Below are 13,415 nucleotides of genomic sequence, written 5' to 3' on the forward strand. Positions count from 1 at the left end.
CGACGAGCGTGAACCGGGGAACGAGGGCGGTGGCGCTGGCCACCGCCGCGCTGGTGCTGACCGCGTGCGGCGGGCCCGCCGCACCGACGACGGGGCTCAAGAACACCGACGACGTCCAGCTGGAGGACGTGAACCGCACCGATCCCGGGAAGCTGAGAGATGGTGGTGAGCTCAGGTGGCCGGTCTCCCAGCTGGCCGACAACTGGAACAACTTCGAGCTCAGCGGCACCCACGTCGACGGCTACCGGATGATCTCCACGGTGATGCCGTCGCTGTTCGTGCAGAAGGCCGACGCGACGGTCGCGACGAACCCGGACTACCTGCTGGACGCGAAGCTGGTGTCGTCCTCCCCCCAGGTCGTCACCTACCGCCTCAACCCTCGGGCGAGGTGGAGCGACGGCCGGGCGTTCTCGTGGGAGGACTTCGCGGCCCAGGCGACCGCCCTGAGCGGCAGGGCGGCCGGCTACCGGGTGGCGCTGACGGCCGGCTACGAGGACATCGCGGAGGTCGAGCGCGGTGAGTCCGACCAGGACGTGAAGGTCACCTTCGCGAGGACCTACGCGGAGTGGCGCGGCCTGTTCAGCCCGCTCTACCCGAAGCAGGCGATGGCGAGCGCCGAGGCGTTCAACACCGGCTGGCGGGACGGGCCGAAGCTCACCGCAGGCCCGTTCAAGGTCGGCACCGTCGACCCGACCGCCCGGTTCGTCACGGTCGTGCGCGACGACGCGTGGTGGGGTGCCCGGCCGAAGCTGGACAAGATCACGTTCCGGCAGGTCGACAAGCCGGCGCTCGCCGAGGCGCTGGCCAACGGCGCGATCGACCTGTACGAGGTCGGCTCCAGCATCGACCTCTTCACGCGGGCGCAGTCGATCCCCGGCGTCGTGACCCGCCAGGCCCTGACTCCGGACTACCTGCACCTGACGTTCGGCAGCGCGGGCGCTCTCGCCGACCCGAGGCTGCGGGTGGCGCTCATGCGCGGCGTCGACACCAGGAACATCACCAAGGCGCTGCTGGGCAAGATGGTCAGGGACGAGGCCCACGTCGTCGGCAACCACCTCTACCTGCTCGGCTCCCCGCACTACGCGGACAACTCGGCGGTGGCGTCGTTCGACGTGGAGGCCGCGCGCCGCGAGCTCGACGCGCTCGGCTGGCGGCTGAACGGCGAGTACCGGGCCAAGGACGGTGCGGAGCTCACCGTCCGGTTCGTCGGACCGACGCCGAACCCGGTCAGCGACCAGGTCTCGAAGCTGCTGCAAAGCCAGTTCAAGACGATCGGCGTGCAGCTCTCGATCGAGGCGGTGCCCGCCACCGAGTACTTCAAGGGGTACGTCAACGTCGGCAACTTCGACATCACGTGCTTCGGCTGGAAGAAGGGCCCGTACCCGATCAGCTCCAGCAAGGGCATCTACGACCTCGACCCCGCCAACGTGAACCAGAACTACGGCCGGGTCGGCAACGACACCATCAACCGGCTGATCAGGGAGGGCACCGCGGAGCTGGACGACGCCAAGCGCGCGGACCTCGCCAACCGGCTGGACCAGGAGATCTGGCGGGCCGGGCACCAGCTGCCGCTCTACCAGCTGCCGGGCGCGGTGGCGATCCGGTCCACGCTCGCGAACGCCGGGGCGATCGGGGCGGCCAGCCCTCCGGAGTGGGTGAGCATCGGGTTCACCGGCTGAGCCGCGGGCCGGAGACCGCCGAACGGCGGGCTCGCCCGCACCGAAGGGGGCGCGCGAGTTCGTTCCGGCGGTGGCCGGGTAGCCAGGCGCATGAAACCTGTGCAAACGGCGGCCGGGGTCGTCGGCGGAGCGTTCGTGCTCGTCGGCGTCCTCGGTTTCATCCCCGGCATCACCAGCCACTACGACCAGCTGACGTTCGCGGGTCACCACTCGGGCGCGCTGCTGTTCGGCCTGTTCGCCGTGTCCGTGCTGCACAACCTCGTGCACCTGGCGTTCGGGGTCCTCGGCCTGGTGATGCGCAGGACGCCGGGTGCCGCCCGGCTGTTCCTCGTGGTGGGCGGCGGCCTCTACGTCCTGCTGTGGGTCTACGGCTCCGCGGTCGGCGAGCAGACCCGCGCGAACGTCCTGCCGATCAACACCGCCGACAACTGGCTGCACCTGGGCCTGGGTGCCGCGATGGTCCTGCTGGGCGTGGGCCTGACCGCGGCCGAACGCGCCCGTGGCGACCGGACCTCGGCCGGCCGCACGCCGAACAGCTGACGTGGCGCGGAACGGTGGCGGAGCCGTCACGGCACCGTTCCGCACCCCTCAGTTCGCGACCGCGATCGAGATGGTCAGGGCCGCCGCGAAGCTCACCCACGCGAGGTAGGGCACGAGCAGCAGTGCGGCGGCCTTGCTGCGCGACCAGAACGCGATGACGAGCGCCGCGATCGCGAGCCACAGCACCAGGATCTCCACGAACGCCGCCGAGTACCAGCCGAGCCCGAAGAACAACGGCGTCCACAACGCGTTCAGCACCAGCTGCGCACCGAACAACGTCAGCTCGCCCCGGCCGGCCCCGGCACGCCAGGCCAGCCAGCCCGACACCGCGATCAGCCCGTACAGCACCGTCCACACCGGACCGAACAGCCAGCCCGGCGGCGCCCACGACGGCCGTTGCAGCGCCTGGTAGTCCGCTCCCGCCGACACGGAGAACAGCGAGCCGACGAGCGCGGTCACCACGGACGCCGCGACGAACAGGAGCAGCACGCGCACGGGGTGGTGGCGCACGGGCAGAGCGGTCATCAGGGACTCCCGACGGGAAGGGCGCGGACGATGGCGAGCACGGTCGCGCGGCTCGGCGCCGCGCGTTCGGCGTCGTCGAGCAACGACACCTCGTCGGCCAGCACCGCGCGCCGGATCTCGGCGCCCCTGCCGGGTACCTCCCGCAGCAGGCCCTCAACCAGGCGCGAGCGCAACGCCCGGCCCGCGGTGTCGTCGGAGGGCAGGGTGCGCCAGTGCGCACGCAGCACCCGTTCGGCGACACCCTCGTCACCCGCCGCCCACAGCAGGCGGATCATCCGGTCGGCGAGGCTCACACCCCGAAGCCTAGATTCGATTCAAAATCGTTTCAACAGCGGTGCCGAGCGTGTCGGCCCTCCGCACCCCCGCCGGAAGGGTGACCGAGGCCCACCCCTGCCCTCCGACCAGCACGGACACGTCGGAGAGCTTCGTCAGCGGTACCTGGGTGGCGTACACCCGGTCGTGGGCCCACACGAACACCACGCGCGGTTTCAGCACCGTCACCGCGCTCAGCAGCGCGTCCCCCGGCACCCGCGCGCCGAGGTTGCGGGTCGCGCAGCCGTGCTCGGCGAGCGCCGCGGCCAGCACGTCCAGCGGCAGGCTGTGCTGCTCGTCGGGCGCGCACGCCAGCAGCACCGATGGCGGACCGGTCGCCGCGGACGCCCGCATCGCGTCACCGATGCTCCTGCTCGCGAAGTGCTCGACCTCCACACCGGCCGCCGTCGTGGCGATCCGGTCACCCAGCTCGACCAGGAACGGCACCAGCACCGCGTCCCACGTGTGCACGACACCGTGCCGGGCGATCAGGTCCACGGCGACCCTGCGCATCTCGGCCGCGTCGAGCCTGGCCGCCGCTGCCTCGAAGTCCAGGTCGCCGGCGGACACCACGGTCGCGGCGGCCGACGCCGGCGACACCCCGGTCGAGGTCAGCTCGACCATGCGCTTCAGCCGCGCGACGTCGTCCTCGCTGTAGCGGCGGTGTTTGCCCTCGGCTCGCGTGCTCGGACCGAGGCCGTAGCGCCGGTCCCACGTGCGCAGGGTCGTCGGCGACACGCCGAGCATCCGCGCGACCGCGCCCGCACTCCACTCCACGCGTTCACCCCCGCACTGTTCGCATCGATTTTGAATCGTAATGCCCCGAGCGCGAAAACGGCCCCCGGCGCGACGCCGGGGGCCGTCCGAACCCGTCCACTCCGGACGGGCGAGGTCACTTCCGCTTGCCGGCGAACAGCTCCCTGAGCTGGTTGCCGCGGCGGCGCAGGCCCCACTTCGTGACGCGGATCAGCGCCTCGCGGACGATGTTGCCGCTCATCTTCGACTCGCCGTACTCGCGCTCGCGGAACGTGATCGGCACCTCGCGCACGCGGAAGCCGAGCTCGATCGTGCGCCAGAGCAGGTCGATCTGGAAGCAGTAGCCGGCCGATGCGACCGAGGCGAGGTTGAGCTTGCGCAACGTGTCCGCGCGGAAGGCGCGGAACCCACCCGTCATGTCGCGGATGTTGGCGCCCAGCGCGATGCGGGAGTACAGCGACCCGCCGCGGGAGAGCACCTCGCGCTGCACCGGCCAGTTCACGACCTCGCCGCCGGGCACCCAGCGCGAGCCGATCACGAGGTCGGCCTGCGGCAGCGCGTCCAGCAGCCGGTGCAGCTGCTCGGGGGCGTGCGAGCCGTCAGCGTCCATTTCGCACACAACGCCGTACTCGCGTTCCAGCGCCCACTGGAAACCGGCCACGTAGGCGGCACCGAGGCCGGCCTTCTCCGTGCGGTGCATGACGTGGACGCGCTGGTCGGCGGCCGCCATCTCGTCGGCGAGCTGGCCGGTGCCATCGGGGCTGCCGTCGTCGACCACCAGCACGTGCACGTCGGGCAGTGCCGTGTGCAGCCTCTTGACGATCTTTCCGATGTTGTCCCGCTCGTTGTAGGTCGGGATCACCACCAGCACCTGCCCGAGTTCCTGGTCAGGCTGCTGCGCCATTCGAGTCCTTCCGTCGTCGTGTGAAGCCCAGCGCCAACGCGACAAGGCCCGCAGCGGTCAACACCCACCCGGGCCAGGCTCCAAGCCAGGTCGCCAGCGTAGTCTGTGACCGCAGGGGCAGTTCCGCGACCAGTGCGTCGGGCACGAAAAGGCCAGTCTTCCGAGTGACCGAACCGTCGGGCCGCACGATCGCGCTGACCCCCGAGGTGGCGGCCACCACGACCGCCCGGCCGTGTTCCACGGCACGCACCCGTGACATGGAAAGCTGCTGGTAGGTCATCTCCGTGCGGCCGAACGTGGCGTTGTTCGTGGGGATCGCGATGATCGTCGCGCCCGCCGTCACGGAGTCGCGGACCACTGAGTCGAACGCCACTTCGTAACATGTGTCAAGTGCGACCTGCGCGGGTCCCATCCGGAAGCCCTGGGCGTCGGTTCCGGCCTGGAACACGCCCGCCCGGTCCACATCGGACGAGAACAGCCGGAAGAACGACCGCATCGGCATCGTCTCGCCGAACGGCTGCAGCTTGCGCTTGGTGTAGGTGTCGGTGGCGCCCTTGTCCGGGTCCCACAGCACGACCTGGTTGCGCGGCAGCCCGTCGGTGCGGTCGACGACCACGGCACCGACCGCGATCGGTGCCTTGATGGCCTTCGCGGCGGTGTCGATCGCGGCCTTGGCGTCGGCGTTGCGGAACGGGTCGATGTCGGAGGAGTTCTCCGGCCAGATCACGACGTCCGGCTGCTTGACCTGGCCGGCGGCCACGTCCGCGGCGAGCTCGATGGTCTTCTTGACGTGGTTGTCCAGCACGGCCCTGCGCTGGGCGTTGAAGTCGAGGCCCGCGCGCGGCACGTTGCCCTGGATCGCGGCGACCGTGACGGTGCCCGCCGAGGCGTCCACCCCGACCGGCACGCCGAACCCGGCCACCAGCGGCACCACCAGCAGCGGCAGCCCCAGCTTCGGGTTGCGCGCCAGCCAGAACAGCCCGAACCCGCTCAGCACCACCGCGAACGACACCAGCGGCGCGCCACCGAGCGCGGCGAGCGGCAGGAACCACCCCTCCGACTGCCCGAACGCGATCTTGCCCCAGGGGAAGCCGCCGAACGGGAAGACCTCGCGCAGCGCCTCGTCGGCCGACCACAGCAGTGCCGCCCACACCGGCCAGGCCCGCAGCCGTGACGTGAACGCCATCGCCGTCGTGCCGATGGAGATCATCAGGGCGCACGCCAGCGCCAGCGGCAGCCACGCGATCAGCCCGACGAACTCCCCGGTCCACCGCAGCAACGGCACCATGAACCCGAGCCCGAACAGCAGCCCGTAGCCGAACCCGGCGCGCGCACGGCGGCCGTAGACCACGTACGCCAGCAGGGCGAACCCGACCGGCGCCAGGAACCACAGCGGGCGCGGCGGGAAGCTGAGGTAGATCAGCGCCCCACCGGCGACGGCGAGGACCATGCGCAACAGCACGGGCCCGCTGAACCGCCGGCGGCGTGCGGGCTTTTCCGGCGATTCCGGCGAATCCGGCGCCATCGGGGGTGCGACCACCCGTTCAGCCTACGAGGCCCCGGAGTAGACAGGGTTCATGACCTATGTCGATCTAGTCCTGGAGCGCCTCTCGACCGGCCCGGACCGCGAGGCCGTGATCGGCGGTGACACCCGGCTGACCCGCGCGCAGGCCCGTGAGCTGCTGTTCCGGCTCGCCGACGGCCTCGCCCGCCGCGGGATCGGGCCCGGTGACGGCGTGGCGGTGTTCGTCGGCAACACCCCGGAGGCCCTGCTGCTCACCGTCGCCGTGCACCTGCTGGGCGCCCGGCTCGTCTACGTGCCACCGGAGCCGGGCCCGCGCGAGCTGCGGGCGCTGGTCGAGCGGGCCGAGGTCGCTGCGGTGGTCGTTGACCCGGAGTTCAGCACCCGCCTCGACGGCTGGCACTTGGCCGACCTGCCCGGCGACCCGGTCGAACGCACGCCGGCGGCGACGTTCACCACCGTCAGCTACACCGGCGGCACCACCGGCATGCCCAAGCTCGCCGTCCACGGCCCGCGCACGAGCAGCCGCTGGGGAGCGCTGCAGCAAGCACCCGCGCTCACCATGCTGTGCAACACGCTGATCACCCACGGCAGCGGCGCCGGTGTGTCGATCGCCGCGCTGGTCACCGGTTCGAAGCTGGTGCTCGGCCCCTCGACGTTCGACGCGGACACGTTCGTGCGGCTGGCCCGCGACGAGCAGGTCAACGCGACGTTCTTCGTGCCGCCGATGATGTACGAGGTGCTGGACCACCCCGACTGCCCCGGCCCGCAGTTCGTGAGCGTCATCCTCGGTGGTTCCCCGTTGGCACCGCACCGCCTGCGGCAGGCCATCGAGCGGTGGGGACCCGTTGTGCACCAGGGCTACGCCATGACCGAGGCCTTGCCGATCACGCTGATGCCCGCCGCGGCCGTCGACCTCGCCAAGCCGGACACGCTGCGCACGGTCGGCAAGGCCGACCCGGCCATGCAGGTCGAGGTGCGCGACGGCGACGTGTGGGTGCGCGGCCCGTACGTGATGCGGGGCTACTGGGGCGAACCGCCGCTGAGCGAGACCAGCGACGGCTGGTTCAACACCGGCGACATGGGCTACCTCGACGACGACGGCTACCTCTACCTCAACGACCGCAGCAAGGACGTCATCGTCACCGGCCGCACCTCCGACAACGTGTACTCCCGGTTGCTGGACGACTTCCTCGTCACGTTGCCCGGAATCAGGCAGGCGGCCGCTGTATCGGCACCCGATGAGAAAGTGGGCGAAGCCGTGCACCTGTACCTGGTGCTCGATGACGGGCACGAGCTCGATTTCGACGCGGTGCGGAGTTCGGTCATTGCCGAACTGGGTGACCTTTACGCACCTCGGGACGTCACGGTGGTGCCCCAGCTGCCGCTGACGAAGGTGGGAAAGGTGGACAAACGCAAACTGCGGTCGTTGCTTCGGTAAGGTTTCGGAGTAAATCAGGAGGTGACGGATGCCCCGTCCAAGCGTGGAAGCCGAACGCAAAGCGCAGATCCTCGTGTCCACCTGCAGGGTGATCGCCACCGAGGGCTTCCGCCACCTCCGCGTGTCCGACGTCGCCAGAGACGCGGGCGTCTCCGGCGGCACGGTCCACTACTACTTCGAGACCAAGCGGGAGCTGACCGACGCCGCGTTCGCGCACTGCTTCGAGCAGTCGCTCAAGCGCCGCCGCTGGATCCTGGAGTCCGACGAGCCGCCGCTGTCCCGCCTGCGCATGGTCGTCGAGTCGTACCTGCCGCAGGGCGCGGAGACCGTCGAGGCGTGGAAGATCTGGGCCGAGCTGTGGGTCGAGGCGATCCGCAGCCCGGAGCTGCAGGAGCTCAACGAGCGCTTCTACGGCGAGTGGCGCGAGATCGTCGCGAGCATCTTCCGCGACGGCCAGGAGACCGGCGACATCCGGTCCGGCGACGACCCGGTGCTGCTGGCGAACATGCTGGTCAGCATGCTCGACGGGCTGGCGCTGCAGGTGCTGGCCGGCTCCAGGTCCATGACCGTCGACACCATGCGCGCCACGTGCCTGAGGTTCGTCGACCAGCTTTCAGGGGTATCCCAGGGCTGTCCCTGATGCAACAGGCAGACCGGCGGGAGCATTGTGGAGTCATGACCACGACAGTTGCTTTGAGCAGGCCCAGGACCAACCGGATGATCGCGGGTGTGTGCGCGGGGCTCGCCCAGCGGTGGGGCATGAAGGCGGGCACGGTGCGCCTTTTGTTCGTGCTGTCGTGCCTCCTGCCCGGACCCCAGTTCGTCGTCTACCTCGTGCTCTGGGTGATCATGCCCGACCGCGGTTACTGATCCGCGACGCACCGACGCGACCCGCGTGCCGAGCCCGGCACGCGGGTCGCGTCGCATCCATTCCGCTTATGCGCAGCGTGTTGTAGAGGGCGTGTGCGAAATGCGGTAGAAGGTCCTCATGGAGATCACCGCCTTCCTGGACCGCAAGCTCGCCCGCCGGTTCCGCACCTACGACGCCGACGGCGACGGGTACATCGGGCGCGATGACTTCACATCGGCGGGGTTGCGGACCACGAGGGCGTTCGGGCTCGCCGACGACGACGCGAAGGCGGTCCGCTTCCACGCGGCGCTGACCGGGTTGTGGCGGCAGCTGTCCTCGGCGACCGACACCGACCACGACGGCCGGATCAGCGTCGAGGAGTACAAGCAGGCGTTCGCGAACGGGCTGCTGGAGACACCGGAGTCGTTCGACGAGGGCTACCGGCCGTTCCTGGACGCGGTGATGGCGATCGCGGACGAGGACGGCGACGGCAAGCTCAGCGTCGAGGAGCACGTCAGGTGGACCGGCGCGTTGATGAACCTGCCGGAGGCGGACGCGCGGATGATCCACGACATGCTGTCCGACGAGGACGGGCTGCTGTCCACGAAGGCGTTGCTGGAGGCGATCCGGGAGTTCTACTTCTCCGAGGACCCGGCGGCGGCCGGCAACTGGCTGCTCGGTTCGCTGGACTGACGTGCTGCTCAGGAGGTTGCAGGAGTACGCGGCAAGGGCTCAGCCGGCCGCGCACGTCGAAGAGGCCGGTGGCTGGTGGCTGCGCCACTCCCCCGGCGACGCCTGGTGGGTGAGCGCGGTGCTGCCGCACGACCGGGAGGACCGGGTCGAGGCCGCGGAGAAGTTCTGCGCCGACCGCGGCGTCCCCGCGCGGTTCCAGATCACGCCGGGCGTGTGCGCGGACGACCTCGACGCGCGGCTGGCCGATCGGGGGTATGCGCGCAGCCAGGAGATGTCGTTGCAGATCGCGTCCACGGCCGACGTGATCCGGCAGGCCCACGCCGACGCCGGTGCCGTCACGACCAGGCCGGACGACGGGTGGCTCGCGGCGTGGCACGAGGTGACCACGCGCGACACCGACGCCGAACGTGAGCTGCTCAGCCGGGTCGAGGCGCCGAGCGCGTACGCCTACGCGGAGGTCGACGACGAGGTGGTGGCCGTCGGGCGGGTCGTGGCGGAGAACGGCTGGGCCGGGGTGTTCGGCATGGCGACGCTCCCGCACGCACGTGGCCAGGGCGCCGCACGGTCCGTGCTGGCCGCATTGGCGTCGTGGGCGGCCGCGCGCGAGTCGAACCACATGTACCTGCAGATGGAGAAGGCCAACAAGGCGGCGTTCCGGCTCTACGAGCGGTCGGGGTTCCGCGAGGTGTGCACCTACCACTACCGCGTCCGCGAGTGACCGGTCAGGAATCAAGAAGCGCGCGGCAGCGGTCTCCGAGTTAGCTTGTCGCCATGACCTCCAGGAGAGCGGCCGCCACGAACGCGCACGAGGCCGACACCCACGACCTGATCCGCGTGCGGGGCGCGCGGGTGAACAACCTGAAAGACGTCGACGTCGACATCCCCAAGCGACGGCTGACGGTCTTCACCGGCGTGTCCGGTTCCGGCAAGAGCTCACTGGTGTTCGGCACGATCGCCGCCGAGTCGCAGCGGCTGATCAACGAGACCTACAGCGCGTTCGTCCAGGGCTTCATGCCCAGCCTGCCGCGCCCGGAGGTGTACCTCCTGGAGGGGATCACCACGGCGATCCTGGTCGACCAGCAGCGCATGGGCGCCGACCCGCGGTCGACCGTCGGCACCGCGACCGACGTCAACGCCATGCTGCGGATCCTGTTCAGCCGCCTGGGCACGCCGCACGTCGGTGGCCCGCAGGCGTTCTCGTTCAACGTCGCCTCGATCAGCGGCGCGGGTGCCGTGACGGTCGAGAAGGCCGGGCAGAAGGTCAAGGAGCGCCGCGAGTTCTCCATCACCGGCGGCATGTGCCCGCGCTGCGAGGGCCGCGGCCAGGTCTCCGACATCGACCTGACCGAGGTCTACGACTCCTCGAAGTCGATCCTCGAAGGCGCGATCAAGGTGCCGGGCTACAACGTGGACAACCAGTGGACCGTGCAGACGTTCACGCAGTCCGGTTTCATCGACCCGGCCAAGCCGATCGCCAAGTACACCAAGAAGGAGCTGCACGACTTCCTGTACCGGGACCCGGTCAAGATCAAGGTCAACGGCATCAACCTGACCTACGAGGGCCTGATCCCGAAGCTGCAGAAGTCGATGCTGTCCAAGGACCGCGAGGCGCTGCAGCCGCACATCCGCGCGTTCGTCGACCGCGCGGCGACGTTCGGCACCTGCCCCGAGTGCTCCGGCACGCGGCTCACCGAGGCGGCGCGGTCGTCGAAGATCAAGGGTGTGTCCATCGCGGACCTGTGCGACATGCAGATCAGCGACCTCGCCGACTGGATGCGGGCGTTGAAGGAGAAGTCCGTGGCGCCGCTGGTCGAGAAGCTCGTGCACACGCTGGACTCGTTCGTCGAGATCGGGCTGGGCTACCTGTCGCTGAACCGCCCGGCCGGCACGCTGTCCGGCGGTGAGGCGCAGCGCGTGAAGATGATCCGGCACCTCGGGTCGGCGCTGACGGACGTGACGTACGTGTTCGACGAGCCGACGATCGGGCTGCACCCGCACGACATCGAGCGGATGAACAACCTGCTGCTGCGGTTGCGGGACAAGGGCAACACCGTGCTCGTGGTCGAGCACAAGCCGGAGACCATCGCGATCGCCGACCACGTCGTCGACCTCGGTCCCGCCGCCGGCCGGGGTGGCGGCACGATCTGCTACGAGGGCACGCTGGAGGGGTTGCGCGCCAGTGACACCGTGACCGGGCGGCACCTGGACGACCGGGCGGCGCTGAAGCCCGCGGTGCGCACGCCGTCCGGGACGCTGCCGATCCGCGGCGCCTCGAAGAACAACCTGCGCGACGTCTCGGTCGACATCCCGCTCGGGGTGCTGACCGTCGTGACGGGCGTGGCGGGGTCCGGCAAGAGCTCGCTGATCCACCAGTCGATGCCGAAGGACTCCGGCGCGATCGTCGTGGACCAGACTCCGATCAAGGGGTCGCGGCGGTCCAACCCGGCCACCTACACCGGGCTGCTGGAACCGATCCGCAAGGCGTTCGCCAAGGCCAACGGCGTGAAGCCGGCGTTGTTCAGCGCGAACTCCGAGGGCGCCTGCCCGAACTGCAACGGTGCCGGCGTCGTGTTCACCGACCTCGGGATCATGGCGACGATCGAGGCGCCGTGCGACGTGTGCGAGGGCAAGCGGTTCGACCAGGCCGTGCTGGAGTACAGGTTCGGCGGCAAGGACATCTCCGAGGTGCTGGCGATGCCGGTGGCCGAGGCGGTGGAGTTCTTCGGCTCGGGAGAGGCCAGGACCCCCGCGGCGCACGCGATCCTAGACCGCCTCGCCGACGTCGGCCTGGGCTACGTGTCGCTGGGCCAGCCGCTGACCACGCTGTCCGGCGGTGAGCGCCAGCGGCTCAAGCTCGCCACGCACATGGCCGACAAGGGCGGCGTCTACGTGCTGGACGAGCCGACCACCGGCCTGCACCTGGCCGACGTCGAACAGCTGCTGGGCCTGCTGGACCGCCTGGTCGACTCGGGCAAGTCGGTGATCGTGATCGAGCACCACCAGGCCGTGATGGCCCATGCCGACTGGATCATCGATCTCGGTCCCGGCGCAGGTCACGACGGTGGCAAGATCGTGTTCGAGGGCACACCCGCCGACCTGGTGGCCGACCGGTCGACCCTGACCGGCGAGCACCTGGCCGACTACGTGGGTGCCCCGGTCCGGCGCGGGAAACGGTGAACGGGTACTAAGGGGTCATGCAGATGACCCCTTTCCTGGACCGCAAGCTCAACCGCAGGTTCGAGACCTACGACAGCGACCAGGACGGGTACATCGAACGCTCGGACTTCGAGCTGGCGGCGGCACGGACGACCGCCGCGTTCGGAGTGGGCGACGACGACCGGAGGGCGAGGCGGTTCCGCGAGCACCTGCTGGGCGTGTGGGACCACCTCTCCGCCGTGACCGACACCAACGACGACGGCCGGATCAGCGTCGTGGAGTACAAGACGGCGTTCGCGAAGGGCCTGCTGGAACGCCCGGAGGCCTTCGACGACGTGTACGTGCCGTACCTCGACGCGTTGATGGCCGTCGCCGACCACGACGGTGACGGCCAGCTCAGCGCGGACGAGTACGTGCGGTGGACCACGGCGTGGATCAGCCTGCCGGAGGCCGACGCACGCGCCGTCCACGCGCGGCTCGACCACGACGGCGACGGGCTGATCGGCGCCGAGGACCTGCTGGCGGCGATCAGGGCGTTCTACTTCTCGGAGGACCAGGACGGGCCGGGCGCGTGGCTGCTCGGCGCGCTGGACTAGCGCGTCTCGGCCGTCTTCCTGATCGAGGCGGCCTCCGTCTCGACGTACCGCTTCGTGAGTGACCGCGTCAGCAGCCAGGCGAGCCCGGCCACCGGGCCGGACATCCGCAGCGCGAGGGTGAGCCTGGTTCCGTCGGGGTGGGGTTCGACGAGGTGGTCCGCGGTGATGGTGATGCCGGCCGACCTCGACTCCCAGGTGAAGGACGAGCCGTTCGTCAGCTCGGTGACCGTCCACACCGCAGGGGACAGCCGGGGTTGCTTCAGCCGGGTGCGCGAGCCGACCGCCAGCGGTCCGGCGTCGAGTCGTTCGACGGTGTCGACCGTCGGGATCCGCTCGGGCCAGCGCTCGACGTCGGCGACCACCTCCCAGACGCGCTCGGGTGGGGCTGCGATCGTCACCGCGTGCTGCAGTCCGGGCATGGTCACGATTGTAGGACGGGTG

The 13,415-nt window shown here is 70.2% G+C and carries 15 protein-coding genes; 9 read left to right on the plus strand and 6 right to left on the minus strand.

Going from position 1 to position 13,415, the window contains the following annotated elements; translation table 11 throughout:
* Positions 1-8: 8 nt before the first annotated feature.
* Both ADL03_RS27190 and ADL03_RS27195 read left to right on the plus strand, forming a co-directional pair.
* Positions 9-1,679 carry an ABC transporter family substrate-binding protein gene (locus ADL03_RS27190; RefSeq protein ID WP_053736397.1) on the plus strand — a complete coding sequence of 557 codons (1,671 nt, stop codon included), beginning with the start codon at positions 9-11 and terminating at the stop codon, positions 1,677-1,679.
* Between the two features lie 90 nt (positions 1,680-1,769).
* Positions 1,770-2,219, plus strand: a complete 450-nt coding sequence (locus ADL03_RS27195) for a DUF4383 domain-containing protein (protein WP_053736398.1) — start codon at positions 1,770-1,772, stop codon at positions 2,217-2,219.
* A 48-nt stretch (positions 2,220-2,267) separates the two neighbouring features.
* Here the strand turns inward: ADL03_RS27195 and ADL03_RS27200 are convergent, their stop codons facing one another.
* The 5 genes from ADL03_RS27200 to lnt form a co-directional block, all read right to left on the minus strand.
* Positions 2,268-2,744 (minus strand): TspO/MBR family protein, encoded by a 477-nt coding sequence (locus tag ADL03_RS27200; RefSeq protein ID WP_053736399.1) that lies wholly within the window; start codon positions 2,742-2,744, stop codon positions 2,268-2,270.
* Positions 2,744-3,037: a hypothetical protein gene (locus ADL03_RS27205; protein WP_053736400.1), complete on the minus strand. Its 294-nt coding sequence runs from the start codon at positions 3,035-3,037 to the stop codon at positions 2,744-2,746. Before ADL03_RS27205 ends, ADL03_RS27200 begins: the two co-directional genes overlap by 1 nt.
* A gap of 10 nt (positions 3,038-3,047) precedes the next feature.
* Positions 3,048-3,833 carry a MerR family transcriptional regulator gene (locus ADL03_RS27210; RefSeq protein ID WP_157529325.1) on the minus strand — a complete coding sequence of 262 codons (786 nt, stop codon included), beginning with the start codon at positions 3,831-3,833 and terminating at the stop codon, positions 3,048-3,050.
* A 115-nt stretch (positions 3,834-3,948) separates the two neighbouring features.
* On the minus strand, positions 3,949-4,716 hold the full coding sequence (locus ADL03_RS27215) for a polyprenol monophosphomannose synthase (RefSeq protein WP_053736401.1): 768 nt from the start codon (positions 4,714-4,716) through the stop codon (positions 3,949-3,951).
* Positions 4,700-6,256 (minus strand): apolipoprotein N-acyltransferase, encoded by a 1,557-nt coding sequence (gene lnt / locus ADL03_RS27220; protein ID WP_231642292.1) that lies wholly within the window; start codon positions 6,254-6,256, stop codon positions 4,700-4,702. Before lnt ends, ADL03_RS27215 begins: the two co-directional genes overlap by 17 nt.
* A 37-nt stretch (positions 6,257-6,293) precedes the next feature.
* On the opposite strand from lnt, the gene ADL03_RS27225 reads away from it, so the two are divergent.
* The 7 genes from ADL03_RS27225 to ADL03_RS27255 all read left to right on the plus strand — a co-directional run bounded on the left by ADL03_RS27225 (position 6,294) and on the right by ADL03_RS27255 (position 12,974).
* Positions 6,294-7,679, plus strand: a complete 1,386-nt coding sequence (locus tag ADL03_RS27225; protein ID WP_053736402.1) for a class I adenylate-forming enzyme family protein — start codon at positions 6,294-6,296, stop codon at positions 7,677-7,679.
* A 28-nt stretch (positions 7,680-7,707) separates the two neighbouring features.
* Positions 7,708-8,319, plus strand: coding sequence for a TetR/AcrR family transcriptional regulator (locus ADL03_RS27230; protein ID WP_053736403.1), 612 nt, complete (start codon positions 7,708-7,710; stop codon positions 8,317-8,319).
* Between the two features lie 35 nt (positions 8,320-8,354).
* Positions 8,355-8,549, plus strand: a complete 195-nt coding sequence (locus ADL03_RS27235) for a PspC domain-containing protein (RefSeq protein WP_053736404.1) — start codon at positions 8,355-8,357, stop codon at positions 8,547-8,549.
* Between the two features lie 118 nt (positions 8,550-8,667).
* The gene (locus ADL03_RS27240) at positions 8,668-9,222 is read left to right on the plus strand and encodes an EF-hand domain-containing protein (RefSeq protein WP_053736405.1); all 555 of its coding nucleotides are present in this window, start codon (positions 8,668-8,670) and stop codon (positions 9,220-9,222) included.
* 1 nt (position 9,223) lies between these two features.
* Positions 9,224-9,940 (plus strand): GNAT family N-acetyltransferase, encoded by a 717-nt coding sequence (locus ADL03_RS27245; RefSeq protein WP_053736406.1) that lies wholly within the window; start codon positions 9,224-9,226, stop codon positions 9,938-9,940.
* A 53-nt stretch (positions 9,941-9,993) separates the two neighbouring features.
* Complete coding sequence (locus ADL03_RS27250; protein ID WP_053736407.1) at positions 9,994-12,399, plus strand: excinuclease ABC subunit UvrA; 2,406 nt, start codon at positions 9,994-9,996, stop codon at positions 12,397-12,399.
* Positions 12,400-12,422: 23 nt separating this feature from the next.
* On the plus strand, positions 12,423-12,974 hold the full coding sequence (locus ADL03_RS27255; RefSeq protein WP_197288690.1) for an EF-hand domain-containing protein: 552 nt from the start codon (positions 12,423-12,425) through the stop codon (positions 12,972-12,974).
* On the opposite strand, the gene ADL03_RS27260 is transcribed toward ADL03_RS27255, so the two are convergent.
* Positions 12,971-13,393 (minus strand): SRPBCC family protein, encoded by a 423-nt coding sequence (locus tag ADL03_RS27260; RefSeq protein WP_053736456.1) that lies wholly within the window; start codon positions 13,391-13,393, stop codon positions 12,971-12,973. The two genes, ADL03_RS27255 and ADL03_RS27260, sit on opposite strands and share 4 nt — an antisense overlap.
* Between the last annotated feature and the right edge of the window lie 22 nt (positions 13,394-13,415).

It is taken from the genome of Nocardia sp. NRRL S-836 (genome assembly GCF_001279525.1).
Classification (GTDB): Bacteria; Actinomycetota; Actinomycetes; order Mycobacteriales; family Pseudonocardiaceae; genus Lentzea.

Bases quoted from the DNA above. Each gene is read 5' to 3' on its own strand.
- ADL03_RS27230 (WP_053736403.1), top strand. From the start codon at position 7,708: ATGCCCCGTCCAAGCGTGGAAGCCGAACGCAAAGCGCAGATCCTCGTG.
- ADL03_RS27195 (WP_053736398.1), top strand. From the start codon at position 1,770: ATGAAACCTGTGCAAACGGCGGCCGGGGTCGTCGGCGGAGCGTTCGTG.
- ADL03_RS27235 (WP_053736404.1), top strand. From the start codon at position 8,355: ATGACCACGACAGTTGCTTTGAGCAGGCCCAGGACCAACCGGATGATC.
- ADL03_RS27250 (WP_053736407.1), top strand. From the start codon at position 9,994: ATGACCTCCAGGAGAGCGGCCGCCACGAACGCGCACGAGGCCGACACC.
- ADL03_RS27240 (WP_053736405.1), top strand. From the start codon at position 8,668: ATGGAGATCACCGCCTTCCTGGACCGCAAGCTCGCCCGCCGGTTCCGC.
- ADL03_RS27255 (WP_197288690.1), top strand. From the start codon at position 12,423: ATGACCCCTTTCCTGGACCGCAAGCTCAACCGCAGGTTCGAGACCTAC.
- ADL03_RS27215 (WP_053736401.1), bottom strand. From the start codon at position 4,716: ATGGCGCAGCAGCCTGACCAGGAACTCGGGCAGGTGCTGGTGGTGATC.
- ADL03_RS27225 (WP_053736402.1), top strand. From the start codon at position 6,294: ATGACCTATGTCGATCTAGTCCTGGAGCGCCTCTCGACCGGCCCGGAC.
- ADL03_RS27260 (WP_053736456.1), bottom strand. From the start codon at position 13,393: ATGCCCGGACTGCAGCACGCGGTGACGATCGCAGCCCCACCCGAGCGC.
- ADL03_RS27200 (WP_053736399.1), bottom strand. From the start codon at position 2,744: ATGACCGCTCTGCCCGTGCGCCACCACCCCGTGCGCGTGCTGCTCCTG.